The 14933-nt window shown below is 72.8% G+C and carries 13 protein-coding genes; 3 read left to right on the top strand and 10 right to left on the bottom strand.

Annotation, left to right across the window (positions count from 1 at the left end; genetic code table 11):
* Positions 1-4: 4 nt before the first annotated feature.
* From DRB96_RS18275 to DRB96_RS18255, 5 genes are all read right to left on the bottom strand, one after another.
* Entirely contained in the window at positions 5-565 is a 561-nt protein-coding gene (locus tag DRB96_RS18275) for a carboxymuconolactone decarboxylase family protein (RefSeq protein ID WP_239516329.1), read from the bottom strand.
* Positions 566-569: 4 nt separating this feature from the next.
* The gene (locus DRB96_RS18270) at positions 570-1565 is read right to left on the bottom strand and encodes a 3-oxoacyl-[acyl-carrier-protein] synthase III C-terminal domain-containing protein (RefSeq protein WP_112449433.1); all 996 of its coding nucleotides are present in this window, start codon (positions 1563-1565) and stop codon (positions 570-572) included.
* A gap of 57 nt (positions 1566-1622) precedes the next feature.
* A complete protein-coding gene (locus tag DRB96_RS18265) occupies positions 1623-2924 on the bottom strand; it encodes a beta-ketoacyl-[acyl-carrier-protein] synthase family protein (protein ID WP_112449432.1) in 1302 nt (433 codons plus the stop codon).
* Entirely contained in the window at positions 2921-3169 is a 249-nt protein-coding gene (locus DRB96_RS18260; protein ID WP_112449431.1) for a phosphopantetheine-binding protein, read from the bottom strand. Before DRB96_RS18260 ends, DRB96_RS18265 begins: the two co-directional genes overlap by 4 nt.
* Positions 3170-3397: 228 nt before the next feature.
* Positions 3398-4447, bottom strand: a complete 1050-nt coding sequence (locus DRB96_RS18255; RefSeq protein WP_239516546.1) for a beta-ketoacyl-ACP synthase 3 — start codon at positions 4445-4447, stop codon at positions 3398-3400.
* Positions 4448-4974: 527 nt separating this feature from the next.
* Here DRB96_RS18255 and DRB96_RS18250 point away from each other — a divergent pair.
* Entirely contained in the window at positions 4975-5328 is a 354-nt protein-coding gene (locus DRB96_RS18250; RefSeq protein WP_112449430.1) for a hypothetical protein, read from the top strand.
* Between the two features lie 17 nt (positions 5329-5345).
* Here the strand turns inward: DRB96_RS18250 and DRB96_RS45945 are convergent, their stop codons facing one another.
* Positions 5346-5591 carry a pentapeptide repeat-containing protein gene (locus DRB96_RS45945; RefSeq protein WP_275432077.1) on the bottom strand — a complete coding sequence of 82 codons (246 nt, stop codon included), beginning with the start codon at positions 5589-5591 and terminating at the stop codon, positions 5346-5348.
* A 455-nt stretch (positions 5592-6046) separates the two neighbouring features.
* Here DRB96_RS45945 and DRB96_RS18240 point away from each other — a divergent pair, with 455 nt between their 5' ends.
* Both DRB96_RS18240 and DRB96_RS18235 read left to right on the top strand, forming a co-directional pair.
* Positions 6047-7240, top strand: a complete 1194-nt coding sequence (locus DRB96_RS18240) for an MFS transporter (RefSeq protein WP_112449429.1) — start codon at positions 6047-6049, stop codon at positions 7238-7240.
* A 546-nt stretch (positions 7241-7786) separates the two neighbouring features.
* Positions 7787-9808: an RICIN domain-containing protein gene (locus DRB96_RS18235; RefSeq protein WP_239517741.1), complete on the top strand. Its 2022-nt coding sequence runs from the start codon at positions 7787-7789 to the stop codon at positions 9806-9808.
* A 64-nt stretch (positions 9809-9872) separates the two neighbouring features.
* Here the strand turns inward: DRB96_RS18235 and DRB96_RS18230 are convergent, their stop codons facing one another.
* The 4 genes from DRB96_RS18230 to DRB96_RS18215 form a co-directional block, all read right to left on the bottom strand.
* A complete protein-coding gene (locus DRB96_RS18230; RefSeq protein ID WP_204357763.1) occupies positions 9873-11282 on the bottom strand; it encodes a serine/threonine-protein kinase in 1410 nt (469 codons plus the stop codon).
* 78 nt (positions 11283-11360) lie between these two features.
* Positions 11361-12134, bottom strand: coding sequence for a succinate dehydrogenase/fumarate reductase iron-sulfur subunit (locus DRB96_RS18225; RefSeq protein WP_112449427.1), 774 nt, complete (start codon positions 12132-12134; stop codon positions 11361-11363).
* Positions 12131-14065 (bottom strand): fumarate reductase/succinate dehydrogenase flavoprotein subunit, encoded by a 1935-nt coding sequence (locus DRB96_RS18220; RefSeq protein ID WP_112449426.1) that lies wholly within the window; start codon positions 14063-14065, stop codon positions 12131-12133. Before DRB96_RS18220 ends, DRB96_RS18225 begins: the two co-directional genes overlap by 4 nt.
* A gap of 1 nt (position 14066) precedes the next feature.
* Entirely contained in the window at positions 14067-14891 is an 825-nt protein-coding gene (locus DRB96_RS18215; RefSeq protein ID WP_112449425.1) for a hypothetical protein, read from the bottom strand.
* Positions 14892-14933: the final 42 nt, after the last annotated feature.

Genomic DNA, 14933 nt, shown 5'->3' with positions numbered 1-14933 from the left:
GATCTCATCCGGAGGGGGTTCGGGCGCCGTCGGGCGGCGTGTGGAGGGCGCCGAGCGTGGCGCACATCGTGGCGCACTGCCCGGCGAGGATCAGGAGTTCGACGAGCTGGTCGGGACGCAGCACGTCCGCGAGCCGGTCCCACAGCGGCTGGGGCAGCGGGTCCCCGGCCGCGAGCGCGTCGGAGGCCTCCAGCAGGGCCAGATCGCCCGCGTCCCAAGGGTGTTCGCCGAGTGCGGCGGCCGTGGCCGCCACCTCCCGGGCGTCCAGGCCGGCTTCGGCGGCGACCTGGCGGTGGCGGTCGTACACGAAGGAGCCGCCACGCCGGTGCGCGGTGCGCAGCACCACCAGTTCACGCTGACGGTCCGTCAAAACCCCTTCGTGGGTCAGGACCCGGGCGAGGGAGAGCCAGGCCCGCGCGAGTTCCGGATGGTGGGCGAGGGTCCCGAAGAGGTTCACGCGGCCGGGGCCGTCCTTGGCGGAGCCGGCCAGCAGTCCGCGCAGCGCGGGCGTCCACCGCTCGGGCGGCAGCGGGGTGATGCGTGCTCGTACGGGGTCGGTGCGCACCGGGTCACCACCTGCAGACGACGACGCCGGCGCTCGCGCCGCTCGCGAACCCGAACATGCCCACCAGGTCGCCCCGGTGGAGCCGGTCCGAGCCCAGAGCGGTGGCCAACTGCAGCGGGATGGTGTTGGTGGCGACGTTGCCGTGCGCCGGGAAGGTGGAGAGGATCCGCTCCGGGTCCACCCCCACCCAGCCGCACGCCACCCGGGTGAAGGGCACGGACGGCTGGTGGACGCAGACGAGGTCGAAGTCCTCGACGCTCACCCCGAGCTCGCGCACCGCCCCGCGCACCTTCGCCGGCATACCGTCGAAGGAGGCCACGAGCTGCGCCGAGTCGATCTCCAACTGCCCCATCCTGCGGTGGTTCGCGTACGGATTGGGCAGCGTCGCCGCCCGCCAGCCCCAGGAGTTGGCGAAGAACCGGCTGCCCACGATCCCCGGCCGGGCGCTCGCGGCGACGAGCACCGCCGAGCCCATGTCCCCGGTGCTCAGGCTCGGCAGGGCGTTCAGCACGTCCTCGGGATCCGTGACGCTCCAGCGGCTCTCGCGGGTGCTGACCTCGGCGCTGGTGATCAGCACCCGCCGGTACTGTCCGGTCCGGATGAGGGAATCGGCCACCTCCAGTGCGTTGAGCACCCCGTTGCAGGCGTTCTTGAGGTCGAACACCGGGCATTCCAGGCCGAGTTTGGCCGCCACCACATGGGCTGTGGCCGGCTCCTCCATATCGGCGAGGATGCCCGCGTACAGCAGCAGGTCCACGTCCCGCGGGAGGGTGTCGCTCTCGTCCAGCAGGCTCCGGGCCGCGTGCACCGCCAGATCGGAGGGCTGCTCCTCGGCCGGCGCCACCGTGCGCTGGGCGAGCCCGTACATGTGCTGGAGCACACCCCGCGACATCGGGATGCCGGGACTGCTCGCCCGGAAGCGGTCCTCGACCGCGGAGACGCTCTGCCGCTCCCGCGGTACGTGGACGGTGGCGTGGACGATGGCGCTGTGAACGGCCAAGGGTACGAAGCCTTCTGCTGGTGAGGGGGGCGCCGGTCGGGGGCGGGCCCGGTGCGGTCAGGGCGCGGTGAGGAGGAGCACCACGTTGTGCCCGCCGAAGCCGAAGGAATGGCTGACGGCGGCGGTCACCCGCTGCTCGCGGACCGCGCCGGTCACGCAGTCGATGCCGAAAGGAGTGTCGGAGCCGGAGCCGGAGCCGGAGCCGAAACCGGAGCCGGGGCCGAAACCGGAAGCGGAGCCGCCCGCACCGAGGTTGGCGATCGGCGCGACCTGGGAGTCCCGGATGGTGGGCGCGGTGAGGGCGGCCTCCACGGCCCCGGCGGCGCCGAGACTGTGGCCGAGGACCCCCTTGGCGGCGGTCACGCTGGGCCCGTGCGGCAGGACGCGGGCGATGAGCTCGCCCTCGGTGCGGTCGTTGAGGGGGGTGGAGGTTCCGTGGGCGTTGACGTGGTCCACGTCCGCCGGGGACAGGCCGGCCTCGGCCAGCGCCGCGCGCAGCGCCGCCTCCGCGTACTCCCCACCGGGGGAGGGCGCCGTCGGGTGGTGGGCGTCCGAGGTGAGGCCGGCTCCGGCGAGGTGCGCGTAGCCGCGCCTCCCGCGGGCCGCGGCGTCCGCCGTCCGTTCCAGTACGAGTACGGCGGCCCCCGCGGCGATGACGAAGCCGTCGCGGTCCGCCGCGAACGGCCGCGAGGCCAGCTCGGGTCGGTCGACCCGGCCGGACAGCGCGCCCATCCGGGCGAAGCCGGTGGTGACGACGGGGGTCACGGCGGCCTCCGCACCCCCCGCCAGCGCGATGTCGCAGGCGCCGGAGAGCAGCAGGTCGCGGGCGACGGCCAGAGCCGTGGCACCGGAGGCGCAGGCCGTCTCGGTGGCCAGGGAGGGCCCGTGGGCTCCGAGGTCGGCGGACACCTCGCCGCAGGCCATGTTGGAGATGAGCATCGGGACGAGGGCGGGCGAGACCAGGTCGGGCCCGCCCTGGTGGTGGCGCAGCGTCTGGGTTTCCAGGTGGGCGGCACCGGCCAGTCCGGAGCCGATGACCACGGCGACGCGGGCACCGTCCCAGGAGGCGGGGTCGAGCCCGGCATCGGCCACGGCTTCCCGGGCGGCCAGGACCGCGAGCTGTGTGAAGCGGCCCATCCGCCAGGCCTTGCCGCCGCCGATGCGCCCCTGCTCGGGGGACATGGCGGGGATCCGGCAGGAGATGTCGACCGGGCAGCCCTTGAGCTCGGGATCGGTGGCCGCCGTCGAGCGGGCCCGCCGTACGCCGGCCCAGGTGGCCTCCCGGCCGATCCCGGCCGGGGTGAGCATCCCCAGACCGGTGACGGCGACGGCGGCGCGCCGGTGCGGGGGAGCCGTCACCGGGCGTCCTGCGCGGTCCGCTTGGAGTGGAGGACGGCGACGAGCTCGGCGATGGTGGTGCGCTTGGCGGCCTCGTGCTCCTCGACCTTGACGCCGAGCTCCTCCTGTAGGGCGAGGGCCAGTTCGGCGAGGGCGAGGGAGTCGAGGTCGAGGCTCTCGAGGGTGGCGTCGGGCAGGACGCTCTCGGGGGCGACCTCGAACTTCTCGGTGAGCACGGTGGTGACGACGTTCTGGACAGGGGGCATGGCGGTGGGTCCTTTCGGGACAGGGGGCATGGCGGTGGGTCCTTTCGGGACAGGGGGGATCGGCGATCGGGTAGGTGGGGGCGCGGGCTGGTCGAGCCCGGTTCGACGAGCCGGTTCGACGGGCGCGGTTCTACGAGCCCGGTCGGCGCGGTCGGTCGGCCGGCGGAGGCGCAGCGGCCGGGAAGGTCGCGGGGAAGGTCAAGGGGGAGGACCGCGGGCGCCTCGGGGTCAGGGCGCGGGTTCGATGCCGGGCACCGTGCGGTCGAGCCGCGGCCAGAGCACGGCCGCGGACCCCCAGGTGAGTCCGGCGCCGAAAGTGGTGAGCAACACCCTTTCCCCGGCGTGCAGTTCACCGCGCGAGGCGGCGTCGGCGAGGGCGAGCGGGATGGACGCCGCCCCCGTGTTCCCGACCCGCTCGATGTTGGTCACCCGGCGCGGTCCCGGGACCGGAACGCGCTCCGCGACGGCGGTCACGATGCGGGCGTTGGCCTGGTGGGCGCAGAAGCGGTCCACGTCCTCGGGCGACCAGCCCGCGTGCTTCATCACGGTCTGCGAGGACTGCGTCATCCGGATCACGGCGTGCTGGAACACCTCGCGGCCCCGCATCCGGAAGTGCCGGTCGCCGGGGCCGTAGGCCTCCGGGGCCGAACGCTCCCGCGCTCCGCCGCCGCGCACCTCGATCAGCTCGTCGCCCGAACCGTCGCTGCCGAGGTCGAAGGCGAGGATGCTGCCGGGCTCCCCGTACCGGCCCCGGCGCAGCACCACCGCCCCGGCGCCGTCGCCGAAGACGATCCCGGCGGAGCGGTCCTCGGGGTCGAGGAGGGTGGAGTACACGTCGGCCGCGACGAGCAGGACCCGGTCGGCGCAGCCGGACAGCAGCGCGCCGGCCGCCGTGGCCAGCCCGTACAGGAACCCGCTGCAGGCGGCGCTCACGTCCCAGGCCGCCGCGCCGCCGAGACCGAGGCGGGTCGCGAGCTGCGGGGCCATGGCGGGCATCGGCCGGTCCGGAGTGGAGGTCGCCACGAGCACGGTGTCCACGGGAGCGCCCCCCGCCACGGCCAGTGCCCGGCGCCCGGCTTCGAGGGCGAGCTCGCCGGTGGAGACGCCGGGTGCGGCCCGGCGCCGCTCGCGGATCCCGGTGCGGCGGTGCACCCAGGCGTCGTCGATGCCCCAGGCCGCGGGGAGTCCGGCGTTGGCGACCACGCCCGACGGGACGTATCCGGCGATGCCTTGGAGCACCGCCGCGGGCGGCGCGGCCCGGCCGGCCGAGGGCGTCAACTGGTCTTCTGTGCAAGGCAAGGGGGAAGTCACGCACGTCTCTCAGGAGGATCTCGGGGGAGCGGCATGACTGTAGGGCGCGTCAAGATCACGGCGGGCGCGGAGGCGGCGCAGAACAGATGTGCTGGCCGACGGGTTCGCCGCGATTCCCGCAGCTCAGCGGCGTGAAGGAAGAAACGTTACGGCCGCTAGCCCATCAGGGATTCGCCCCAAAGGCTGAACTCGGTACGGCCATCCAGGCGCCTTGCTGACGGACGCGTGACGGACGGCAGACGCACGGCCGGCCCGCTGCTGCCGCACTGCTGACGGCCGAGGCTCCGCAAACGTCCCCGGGCGTACTAACCGGGCGGGAGGGTGGAGGGCAACGGCCGCGGCAGGGGTCCGCTGTTGAACGTGTTGCACGCGCCCCGTCCGGGCCGTGCGAACCGGGGCGCGGAAACCGCGTGGCCGCTGAAGTCCGGGCGCCGGTATCGTCCGGTCGCAGACCAGCCGTACCAGCGGCTTCCCGCACTCAGAGAGCGACGCACATGACCGTCCTGCGACCGACGACGACCCTATGGCGGCCCACCGGCCCCCAGGAGCTGGACCTGGTCCGCGAGCTGAACTGGCGTGCTTGGCCGCCGCGCCTTCCCGAGCAGCCGATCTTCTACCCGGTCCTCAACGAGGAGTATGCGATCAAGATCGCGAGGGACTGGAACGTGAAGCACAGCGGCGTCGGCTTCGTCACCCGGTTCGAGGTGGAGTCGGAGTTCTTGAGCCGCTACCCCGTTCAGCAGGCCGGGGGGCGCACGATCCTCGAGCTGTGGGTTCCGGCCGAGGAACTGGACGACTTCAACGCCCACTTGGTCGGCGAGATCCAGGTGGTACACGAGTTCCGCTGACCCGGATCCGGGATTGTTCACCGCCAGTGGAACTCTTCGATCCACGGCCGGCAAGGACGGTCGCGCCGCTCGGGCATGAACCCGCGTGCGCGATAGGAGTCGATCCCGTCGAGCTTCGCTCCCGACAGGTTCGCCCCGGCCAGGTCCGCGTGGTCGAGGAAGGCGCCGGTGAGGTCCGCGTTGCTCAGGTCCGCTCCGCACGGGTCCGCATAGCGGAGCTCCGCCTTCTTGAGGTTCGCCGCGGCCAGGTGCGCCCCGCGCAGGTTCGCCGCCCCCGATGCGTCGGCGTAGCCCGTGCTGTCGCAGGCGACGGGGCCGGCTTCCGGCAGAGGGCTCGGCTCCTCGCGTGTTGCGCTCCCGTCGTCGTCCTCGGCGGCGGGACCCAGGATGCGCTGCAGTGCGGCGATCCCCCCGAACGCGATGCCGGGTTCCTTCGACCCCAGGTTCGTGGTGGCGTCGTTGAACCGGCTGATGAGCTGCCCCTGCTCCGCCGTGGGGAGTCGCGGCGACGCTTCGCCACGGTTCTGCGGGCATCTCGCCGACTCATGCAGCGCACCTTCTCATGATCCGCGGACGGCGACAGGGTGCCACGCGTGACGGTTCGGTCCCTGCTGGCACGCGCTGACCAGCGGCATCCTGCGCTGCGCAGGTGGGAGCGGCGGCGCGCCGGGCACGTCAGGCCGGGGCCGGGGCGCGTCGCGGGTTTACCGTCGGCGGCATGGACGGTGATCTCCGAGGGTGGCGCGCGTGTTTCCTCAGCGGGGCGGTGTTCGCCGTGTGCATGGCCGGCACCACGCTGCCGACCCCCCTCTACGGGCTCTACCAGGAGAAGTTCGGCTTCTCCGAGCTGACGGTGACCGTGGTGTACGCCGTGTACGCCTTCGGGGTCATCGGCGTGCTGCTGCTGGCGGGCAATGTCTCGGACGCCGTGGGCCGGCGGCCGGTGCTGCTGGCGGGGCTGGGGTTGGCGGCGGCGAGCGCCGTCTGCTTCCTGTGCGCCGACGGGATGCCTTGGCTGTACGCGGGGCGGCTGCTGTCGGGGCTGTCCGCCGGCTTGTTCACCGGGGCCGCCACGGCGTACGTGATGGAGCTGGCACCGGCCGGCGGCGCCTCGCGGGCCACGTTCGTCGCGACGGCCGCCAACATGGGTGGGCTGGGCTGCGGTCCGCTGCTCGCCGGAGTGCTCGCGCAGTACGCCCCCTGGCCGCTGTACCTGCCGTTCGCCGTGCACATCGCGCTGGTGGCCGGCTCGGCCGCGGTCCTGCTGCGGCTGCCGGAGACGGTACGTGAGCTGCGGCCGCTGAGCACCGTACGGCCGCAGCGGCCCGGCCTGCCCCCGCAGGTGCGGGCGGTGTTCGGGCCGGCGGCGATCGCCTCGTTCGTGGGGTTCGCGCTGTTCGGGGTGTTCACGTCCGTCAGCCCGGCGTTCCTCGCACAGTCCCTGGACGTGCACAACCACGCCGTCAGCGGGCTGGTGGTCGCGATGGCCTTCTTCGCCTCGACCGCCGGGCAGCTGGCGGTCGGCCGGGTCGGGGTGGGGCGCTCGCTGCCGCTGGGGTGCGCCGGGCTCTTCGCCGGCCTGGCGCTGCTCGCGGGCGCGCTGTGGCGGGACCTGCTGCCGCTGGTGGTGCTCAGTGCCGTGGTCGGCGGACTCGGGCAGGGACTGGCGTTCCGCGGGGCGCTGTCCGCGGTGGCCGCGGCGTCTCCCGCGGACCGGCGGGCGTCCGTGATCTCCACGCTCTTCGTGGTGGCGTACACCGGCATCTCGGTGCCGGTGATCGGCGTGGGGTTGCTCGTGGGGCCGCTCGGACTGGAGGGCGCGGGGCTGGTGTTCATCGCGTGCATGGCGGTGCTCGTCGCGTCCGCTGCCCTCTACCTGCTCCGACGTCCGGTCCGGGCCGCCGGGATCTGAGCGCCGCGCAGGCCGGTCGACGGATCGGCCCGTTCCGCTGCGGGCGGGCCGGACCTCACCTCCCGCCCTCGTCCGCAGCCGGCCCGCGAAGTACGCGGGCGGCCGCGCGGAGGAACGGCGTCGCGGTCCGGACGCTCCGTCAGCGGGCCGTGGGGGACGCCTCCGTGTGCGCAGGGCCGGCCGGGCACCGCCTTCCTCACGGGTCGTGACGGAGGGAATTCGACAGGTAGTAATTAGGTGAATCCTTGACTGAATTCCCGTCAACAGGACTCCACTTGTTATCTCGATTCGATAACGACTCCCCTCGATAAGGCCTGGACCAATATGCGCGACGCGCGTAACTCCCTTTGTTTCCTTGCGTATTGATTGTTCATCAGATCTGACGCGCAGGTAACGGAACGATTTCTCGAAGCGCGCCCCTCTTTGTCCGAATTCTCCGCCGCATTCGTCTGGCAGGCTTCCGCGCACCCACTCATCCGATATTGCTTTGAGGTGCCCATGACAGGACGACGCAGACGGCATGAACACCGCCGCAAACCGCGACGGTTGGTACTCCTCACCGCCGCCATGGCCACGGCGGCGGTGATCGCCGCCGGCATCGCCTACTCCGGACTGGGCGACGGGGCCCAGGCCGTGTCCGTACAAGCCGGGGCGGAGGCCGCCGCACCGGCCGCCGCGCCCGCCCGGGACCAGGAGCCCGAACCCCTCGCCGCCGCGCCCGCCAACGAGGGCGCGCGCGGCATGGTCTACGACGGCCTCGCCCCCGCGCCGAAGGGCGACCGGTGCGCCGGCGTCTACCGGACCGGTGCCGGTCTGTGTACCCACGGCCCGGACGCCCCGCCCAAGGGCGTCGACATCACGAAGGACATCCCGCCCGCCGTCAAGGCCTCCGCCCCGGCGGCCGATCCGGCCCGCCCCGCCGCCGACGACCCGGCGCCCGGCGAAGGCGGCGGGCGTCCTCAGGACGCGCCCGCCGCCGACGCCGACCGTGCCGCCGACAAGTCCGCCGCGCCCGCGCCCTCGGCCGCCGGCCAGGCCGTCGCCGCCGGGCCCGCGGGCCAGACCGTCCAGTGCGACGGCGACGGCAGCACCGGCAATCGCGTCCAGGTCGTCTACGTCCACGGCCCCGGCCGCGACCGCTACTCCGAGTACGCGGCCTCGTTCCGCAAGTGGGCGGCCGACGCCGACGTCATCTACGCGGCGAGCGCCCAAGAGACCGGCGGGGTCCGCCACATCCGCTACGTGACGGCCGCCGACTGCACCCCCACCGTGCTCAACATCGAGCTCCCGGACTCCGCGCTGGCCGAGTTCAGCGCCACCAACGCCGCGCTCGCCGGCAAGGGGCTCGACCGCCGGGACCGCAAGTACATGATCTTCGCGGACACCCAGGTCTACTGCGGGATAGGCACCTTCAACGGCGACGAGCGGCCCGGCCAGGCCAACCTCAGCAACTTCGGCCCCTCGTACGGGCGTACGGACTCCGGCTGCTGGGGCGGCCACACCGCCGCACACGAACTCGGCCACAACCTGGGCGCGGTCAACAACAGCGCCCCGAACACCAGCCGCGGCGCGCACTGCACCGACGAGTTCGACGTCATGTGCTACTCGGACACCCCGTACTACCCGCAGATGCGCAACATCTGCACCAACCAGGCCGCCGAGAACATCCTGGACTGCAACCACGACGACTACTTCCACACCAGCCCCAAGGCCGGCAGCTACCTGGCCACGCACTGGAACATCGCCGACAACCAGTTCCTGATGAAGAACAAGGGGGGCGGAGGCGGCACCGACCCGGGTCCGAACCCGAACCCGAGCCCGAGTCCGAGCCCGACGCCGACCAAGAAGCCGACGCCCACACCGACCAAGAAGCCCACGGGCGGACCGGCCGTGACGGTGGGCCAGATCCAGTCGGACTCCGTCGTCGTGAGCTGGCCCAAGGCCGAGGGCGCCGCCTGGTACCAGGTCCTGCTGGGCGGCAAGCACCTGGCCTGGGTCCAGTCCCCGGTGCTGCGCGTCTACAACCTCCGGCCCGACACCTCCTACACGCTCGCCGTCTCCGTCCGTGACGGCGCTGGCCGTGACAGCGGACCCGGAAAGGCCGCGACCTTCCGTACGAAGGGCACGGGCGGCGGTGCGACCACCCCCGGCACCCGGTACCTGCTCGGGAACGGCAGCAGCGGCATGGCCGCCGAGGTCTGGGGCGGGCGCGGCGCCGACGGCACCGTGCTCGTCGGGGCGCGCTCCAACGGCTACGCCCAGCAGCAGTGGTACTTCGACGACGCGGGCAGCGGGCTGGTCCGCATCCGCTCCGCGGTCTCCGGCAAGTGCCTGGAGCCGGGCGGCACTCCGGCCGCCGGCATGTGGGTCGCGCAGCAGCCCTGCGGCCGCTCCGGTGCGCAAGCCTGGAAGCTGACCTCCCGCGGCGGCGCGGTGAGCGTCACCGACCCGGGCGGCGGCTTCGCGCTGACCGTGAGCAGCCGCCCCTACTACGGGAACTGGCTGCTCGACCTGCAGCGCGCGGACGGCCGCGCGGCGCAGGCCTGGACCGTGCAGAAGGCCGGCTGACCCAGTCGGCCCGTGAAGTCCCCTCCGGCGGACGGCCGCGCCACGCGGCCGTCCGCCGGGCCCCTCACCCCACCCGGAGCACCGCCACGATGCGCATACGAATCGCTTTCCAGACGGTCCTGACCGCCCTCGGCCTGATCCTGCTGGCCCCGGTCGTGGCGCACGCCCACGGCGACACCGTGAAGGTGGTGGTGAACGGGCAGCGGGAGGGCCGCGTCACCGCCGACATCACCTGGGAGAACGACGGGGACGCCGTCGAGGAGGCGGTCGCCGCCACCGTGAACGCGGTCAGCGCCGACGGCGCCCGCACGATGGGCCCCTGGCGGCTGGTGCGCGACCCCGCGGCGGCGCCGGCCGGCTGGACCACGGCCGAGTCCCTGCCGCCCGGTGCCTGGAAGGTCAGTGTGGACGTGGGCTTCCCCGCCCTCGGGCACGGCGAACTCGAAGTCGGCGTACCGGTGGTGGACCCGGCCCCGGCCCCGACCACCGGTACGCCGACTTCGAGTTCGCCGTGCCCGAGGGCGGGGAAGCCCCCCCCGCCGCCGGCTGCGCCGGGGTGCCCCCACGCCCGCCCACCGCGCCCCGCGCCTCCGCCTGGGGCCCCGCCCGCGGCCACCGCGATGCCCGTCCGCCCCCGGCCGGCGGAGCCGTCCAGAAGTCCCCGCAGGGATTCCGCCACCGCCGCCGCCGACTCCGGCCGGTCCGCCGCATCCTTGGCCAGCAGGCGCAGCACCAGCCGGTCCAGGTCCGGCGGGACCGGCGTACCGGCCTCGCGCAGCGGCAGCGGCGGCTCCTCGATGTGCCGGCGCATCAGCACCCAGGGGCCCTCGGACTGCCCGAAGGGCGGCTCGCCGCTCAGCAGGGCGTACAGCACGCACCCCAGCGCGTACAGATCGCAGCGGGCGTCCACCTGCTCGCCCCGCCACTGCTCGGGGGCCATGTACGGCGGGCTGCCGGGTCCGGTCCGGCCGGTGACCGTCCAGCCGGCCGTGGCGTCGGCCGAGTGCGCGATGCCGAAGTCGCAGATCTTCAGCCTGCCCCCGGGCAGCAGGAAGAGGTTGGGCGGCTTCAAGTCGCGGTGCACCACCCCCAGTTCGTGGGCGGCGGCCAGCGCCTCGGCGGTCTGCGCGGCCAGCTCCACCGCGACGTCCACCGGGAGGCCCCCCGGCACCCGGGCCAGGGCCGCGTGCAGGTCCTCGCCCGAGAGCAGCTCCATCACGATGAAGAGCCGCCCCGACTCCTGGCCCACGTCGTGCACGACCGTGATGCCGGGGTGCTGGAGCCGCGCCCCGATGGTGGCCTCGCGCCGGAAGCGCGCGACCGCCTCCTCGCTCGCGATGGACTCCAGTACCACCTTCACCGCCACGGCGCGGTCCAGCGCCGTGTCGTGCGCCCGCCACACCTCGCCCATGCCGCCCATGCCGAGCCGCTGTTCGAGGCGGTACCGGCCCGCCAGCTGATCCCCCACCCGCACCGCGAATGCCCCCTGACATCACGTCAACGACGTTGCTCAGGGGGCATTCTGTCCTGCCAAGTGAACGACTGGGGGCGGCTATCGACCGGAACGGCGTCCGATCTTGTTCCCCAGCCACACGAGCGGGTCGTACTTGCGGTCCACGGCCCGCTCCTTCAGCGGGATCAGGGCGTTGTCGGTGATCTTGATCCCCTCGGGGCAGACCTCCGTGCAGCACTTGGTGATGTTGCAGTAGCCGAGCCCGTGCTCCTCCTGGGCCGTCCGCTTGCGGTCCAGGCCCGCCTCGGCCGCCGCGTCCAGCGGATGCATGTCCAGCTCCGCCACCCGCATCAGGAAGCGGGGTCCGGCGAAGGCGGTCTTGTTCTCCTCGTGGTCGCGCACCACGTGGCAGGTGTCCTGGCACAGGAAGCACTCGATGCACTTCCTGAACTCCTGCGAGCGCTCCACGTCCATCTGCTGCATCCGGTACTCACCCGGCGCGACCCCGGCCGGCGGAACGAACGCCGGTACCTCCCGCGCCTTCCGGTAGTTGAAGGACACGTCCGTCACCAGGTCGCGGACGATCGGGAAGGCTCGCAGCGGGGTCACCGTGATCGTCTCCTCGCGGGAGAAGGTCGACATGCGCGTCATGCACATCAGCCGCGGCCGCCCGTTGACCTCCGCGCTGCACGAACCGCATTTGCCCGCCTTGCAGTTCCACCGCACCGCGAGGTCGGAGGCCTGGGTCGCCTGCAGCCGGTGGACGATGTCCAGGACCACCTCCCCGTCGTTCACCTCCACGGTGAAGTCCCGCAGCTCGCCGCCCTCCGCGTCGCCCCGCCAGATCCGGAACGCGGCATCGTAGGTAGTCACTCGTAGAGCTCCTCTTCGGCGAGGTACTTGACCAGCTCTTCCTTCTCGAAGAGCGCGAGCAGGTCGGATCGGATGGGTTCGGTGCGCACCCGGGTCAGCTCGATCCGGTCCGCGGCAGGGTCCTCGGGCGCGGGCTCCACCGGCCGGCACAGCAGGTTCACCGGCCGCCAGGACCGCTCCATCGCCGGGCAGTCCTCGCGGGTGTGCCCGCCCCGGCTCTCGGTGCGCTCCAGGGCCGCGCGGGCCACGCATTCGCTGACCAGCAGCATGTTCCGCAGGTCGAGCGCCAGGTGCCAGCCCGGGTTGAACTGCCGGTGCCCCTCGACCCCGGCGCGAGAGGCCCGTACGCGCAGGGCCGCGAGCCGCTCCAGCGCCTCGGCCATCTCGCCCTCGCGGCGGATGATGCCGACGAGGTCGTTCATGGCCGTCTGGAGCTCCTGGTGCAGGGTGTACGGGTTCTCCGCGCCCTCGGCGGCATGGAACGGAGCCAGCGCCTCCGCGGCCGCCTCGTCCACCCGGGCCTGGTCCACGACCGGCAGCCGGCCGGCCTCGGCGGCCGCGTACCCGGCGGCGTGCAGTCCGGCCCGGCGGCCGAAGACCAGCAGGTCGGAGAGGGAGTTCCCGCCGAGCCGGTTCGAGCCGTGCATGCCGCCCGCCACCTCACCGGCGGCGAAGAGCCCGGGCACCCCGACGGTGGCGGCGGTGTCGGAGTCGACCGCGATGCCGCCCATCACGTAGTGGCAGGTCGGGCCGACCTCCATCGGCTCGGCGGTGATGTCCACGTCCGCCAGCTCCTTGAACTGGTGGTACATCGACGGGAGCCGCCGCTTGATCTTCTCGGCCGGCATCCGGGTGGACACGTCCAGGAAGACCCCGCCGTGCGGGGACCCGCGCCCCGCCTTGACCTCGGAGTTGATGGCGCGGGCCACCTCGTCGCGGGGGAGCAGCTCGGGCGGGCGCCGGTTGTGGTCCGGGTCCTCGTACCAGCGGTCGCCCTCCGCTTCGGACTGCGCGTACTTCTCCTTGAAGACGTCCGGGATGTAGTCGAACATGAACCGCTTGCCCTCGCTGTTGCGCAGCACCCCGCCGTCGCCGCGCACCGACTCGGTCACGAGGATGCCCTTCACGGAGGGCGGCCAGACCATGCCGGTCGGGTGGAACTGCACGAACTCCATGTTCAGCAGGGGCGCTCCGGCGAGCAGCGCCAGCGCGTGGCCGTCGCCGGTGTACTCCCACGAGTTGGACGTGGTCTTGAAGGACTTGCCGATGCCGCCCGTGGCCAGCACGACCGCCGGGGCCTCCAGGACGAAGAACCGCCCGGTCTCGCGCTCGTAGCAGAAGGCCCCCGAAACCCGGCCCCCGCCCTTCGGGCTGTCGTCCTTCGGGCTGTCGTCCTTCAAAACTCGGGTGACCGTGCACTCCTGGAAGACCTTGAGCCGGGCCTCGTAGTCCCCGAACTCCTTGAAGTCCTCCTGCTGCAGTTGGACGATCTTCTGCTGGAGGGTGCGGATCAGTTCCAGGCCGGTCCGGTCGCCGACGTGCGCGAGGCGCGGGTACTCGTGCCCGCCGAAGTTGCGCTGCGAGATCTTCCCGTCGGGCGTCCGGTCGAAGAGCGCGCCCCAGGTCTCCAGCTCCCAGACCCGGTCCGGGGCCTCCTTGGCGTGCAGCTCCGCCATCCGCCACTGGTTGAGGAACTTGCCGCCGCGCATGGTGTCGCGGAAGTGCACCTGCCAGTTGTCGCCGTCGTTGACGTTGCCCATGGAGGCGGCGATGCCGCCCTCCGCCATCACGGTGTGGGCCTTGCCGAAGAGGGACTTGCAGATCACGGCCGTACGGGCGCCGCGCTCCCGGGCCTCGATCGCGGCCCGCAGCCCGGCGCCGCCCGCGCCGACCACGACCACGTCCCACTGCTGCCGTTCCACTTGAGCCATCTCAAAAGATCCTTGGGTCGTCGAAGGCGCCGCTGGCCAGCAGGTACACGTAGAAGTCGCAGGCGGCGACGCTGATCAGCGAGGCCCACGCGAGCTGCATGTGAAGGGAGTTGAGGCGGCTGATCCAGCCCCACAGGCGGTAGCGCACCGGGTGCTTGGAGAAGTGCTTGAGGCGGCCGCCCATGATGTGCCGGCAGGAGTGGCAGGACAGTGTGTAGGCCCAGATCAGCCCGATGTTGACGAGGAACAGGAGCGTCCCGAGGCCCATGTGGCCCCACTCGTACTGCTCGTCGCGGAAGGTCAGCACGGTGTCGTAGGTCAGGATGCCCGCGACCGGCACCGCCGCGTAGAAGAAGTAGCGGTGCATGTTCTGGAAGACCAGCGGGAAGCGGGTCTCACCGCTGTACGAGGCGTGCGGCTCGGCGACGGCGCAGGCGGGCGGCGAGGCCCAGAAGCCCCGGTAGTAGGCCTTGCGGTAGTAGTAGCAGGTCAGCCGGAAGCCGAGCGGGAAGATCAGGATCAGCAGGGCGGGGGACAGGCCCCACCAGCTGCCGAAGAGGTCCAGGTTCGGGCCGCCGCGCATCTCCTGGCAGTTCTCCGCGAGACACGGGGAGTAGAAGGGCGAGACGTACGGCGCCGCGTAGTAGTCGGCGTTGGCGAAGGCCCGCCAGGTCGAGTAGACGATGAAGGCGAGCAGCCCGGCCGCGGTGCCGGCGGGGCTGAGCCACCACCGGTCGGTCCGCAGGTGCCGGGCTGCGATCGCGGCCCGCGAGGCGCCGTGGACGCCGCCGGGCCGCTGTGATGGTGGTTGGGTGCCTGTGGCCAAGGGGGACTCCGGGTGGAGTGATGAGGGGTGGCCCAGGAGACC

The organism is Streptomyces sp. ICC1 (assembly GCF_003287935.1).
Lineage (GTDB): Bacteria > Actinomycetota > Actinomycetes > Streptomycetales > Streptomycetaceae > Streptomyces > Streptomyces tritrimontium.
Note: the sequence above shows the minus strand (reverse complement) of the source record. Positions and strands in the feature narration are given on the sequence as shown.

Excerpts from the sequence above, each read along its gene's own strand:
- DRB96_RS18260 (WP_112449431.1), bottom strand. The coding sequence starts at position 3,169 with ATGCCCCCTGTCCAGAACGTCGTCACCACCGTGCTCACCGAGAAGTTC.
- DRB96_RS18250 (WP_112449430.1), top strand. The coding sequence starts at position 4,975 with ATGACCGTCCTGCGACCGACGACGACCCTATGGCGGCCCACCGGCCCC.
- DRB96_RS18240 (WP_112449429.1), top strand. The coding sequence starts at position 6,047 with ATGGACGGTGATCTCCGAGGGTGGCGCGCGTGTTTCCTCAGCGGGGCG.
- DRB96_RS18220 (WP_112449426.1), bottom strand. The coding sequence starts at position 14,065 with ATGGCTCAAGTGGAACGGCAGCAGTGGGACGTGGTCGTGGTCGGCGCG.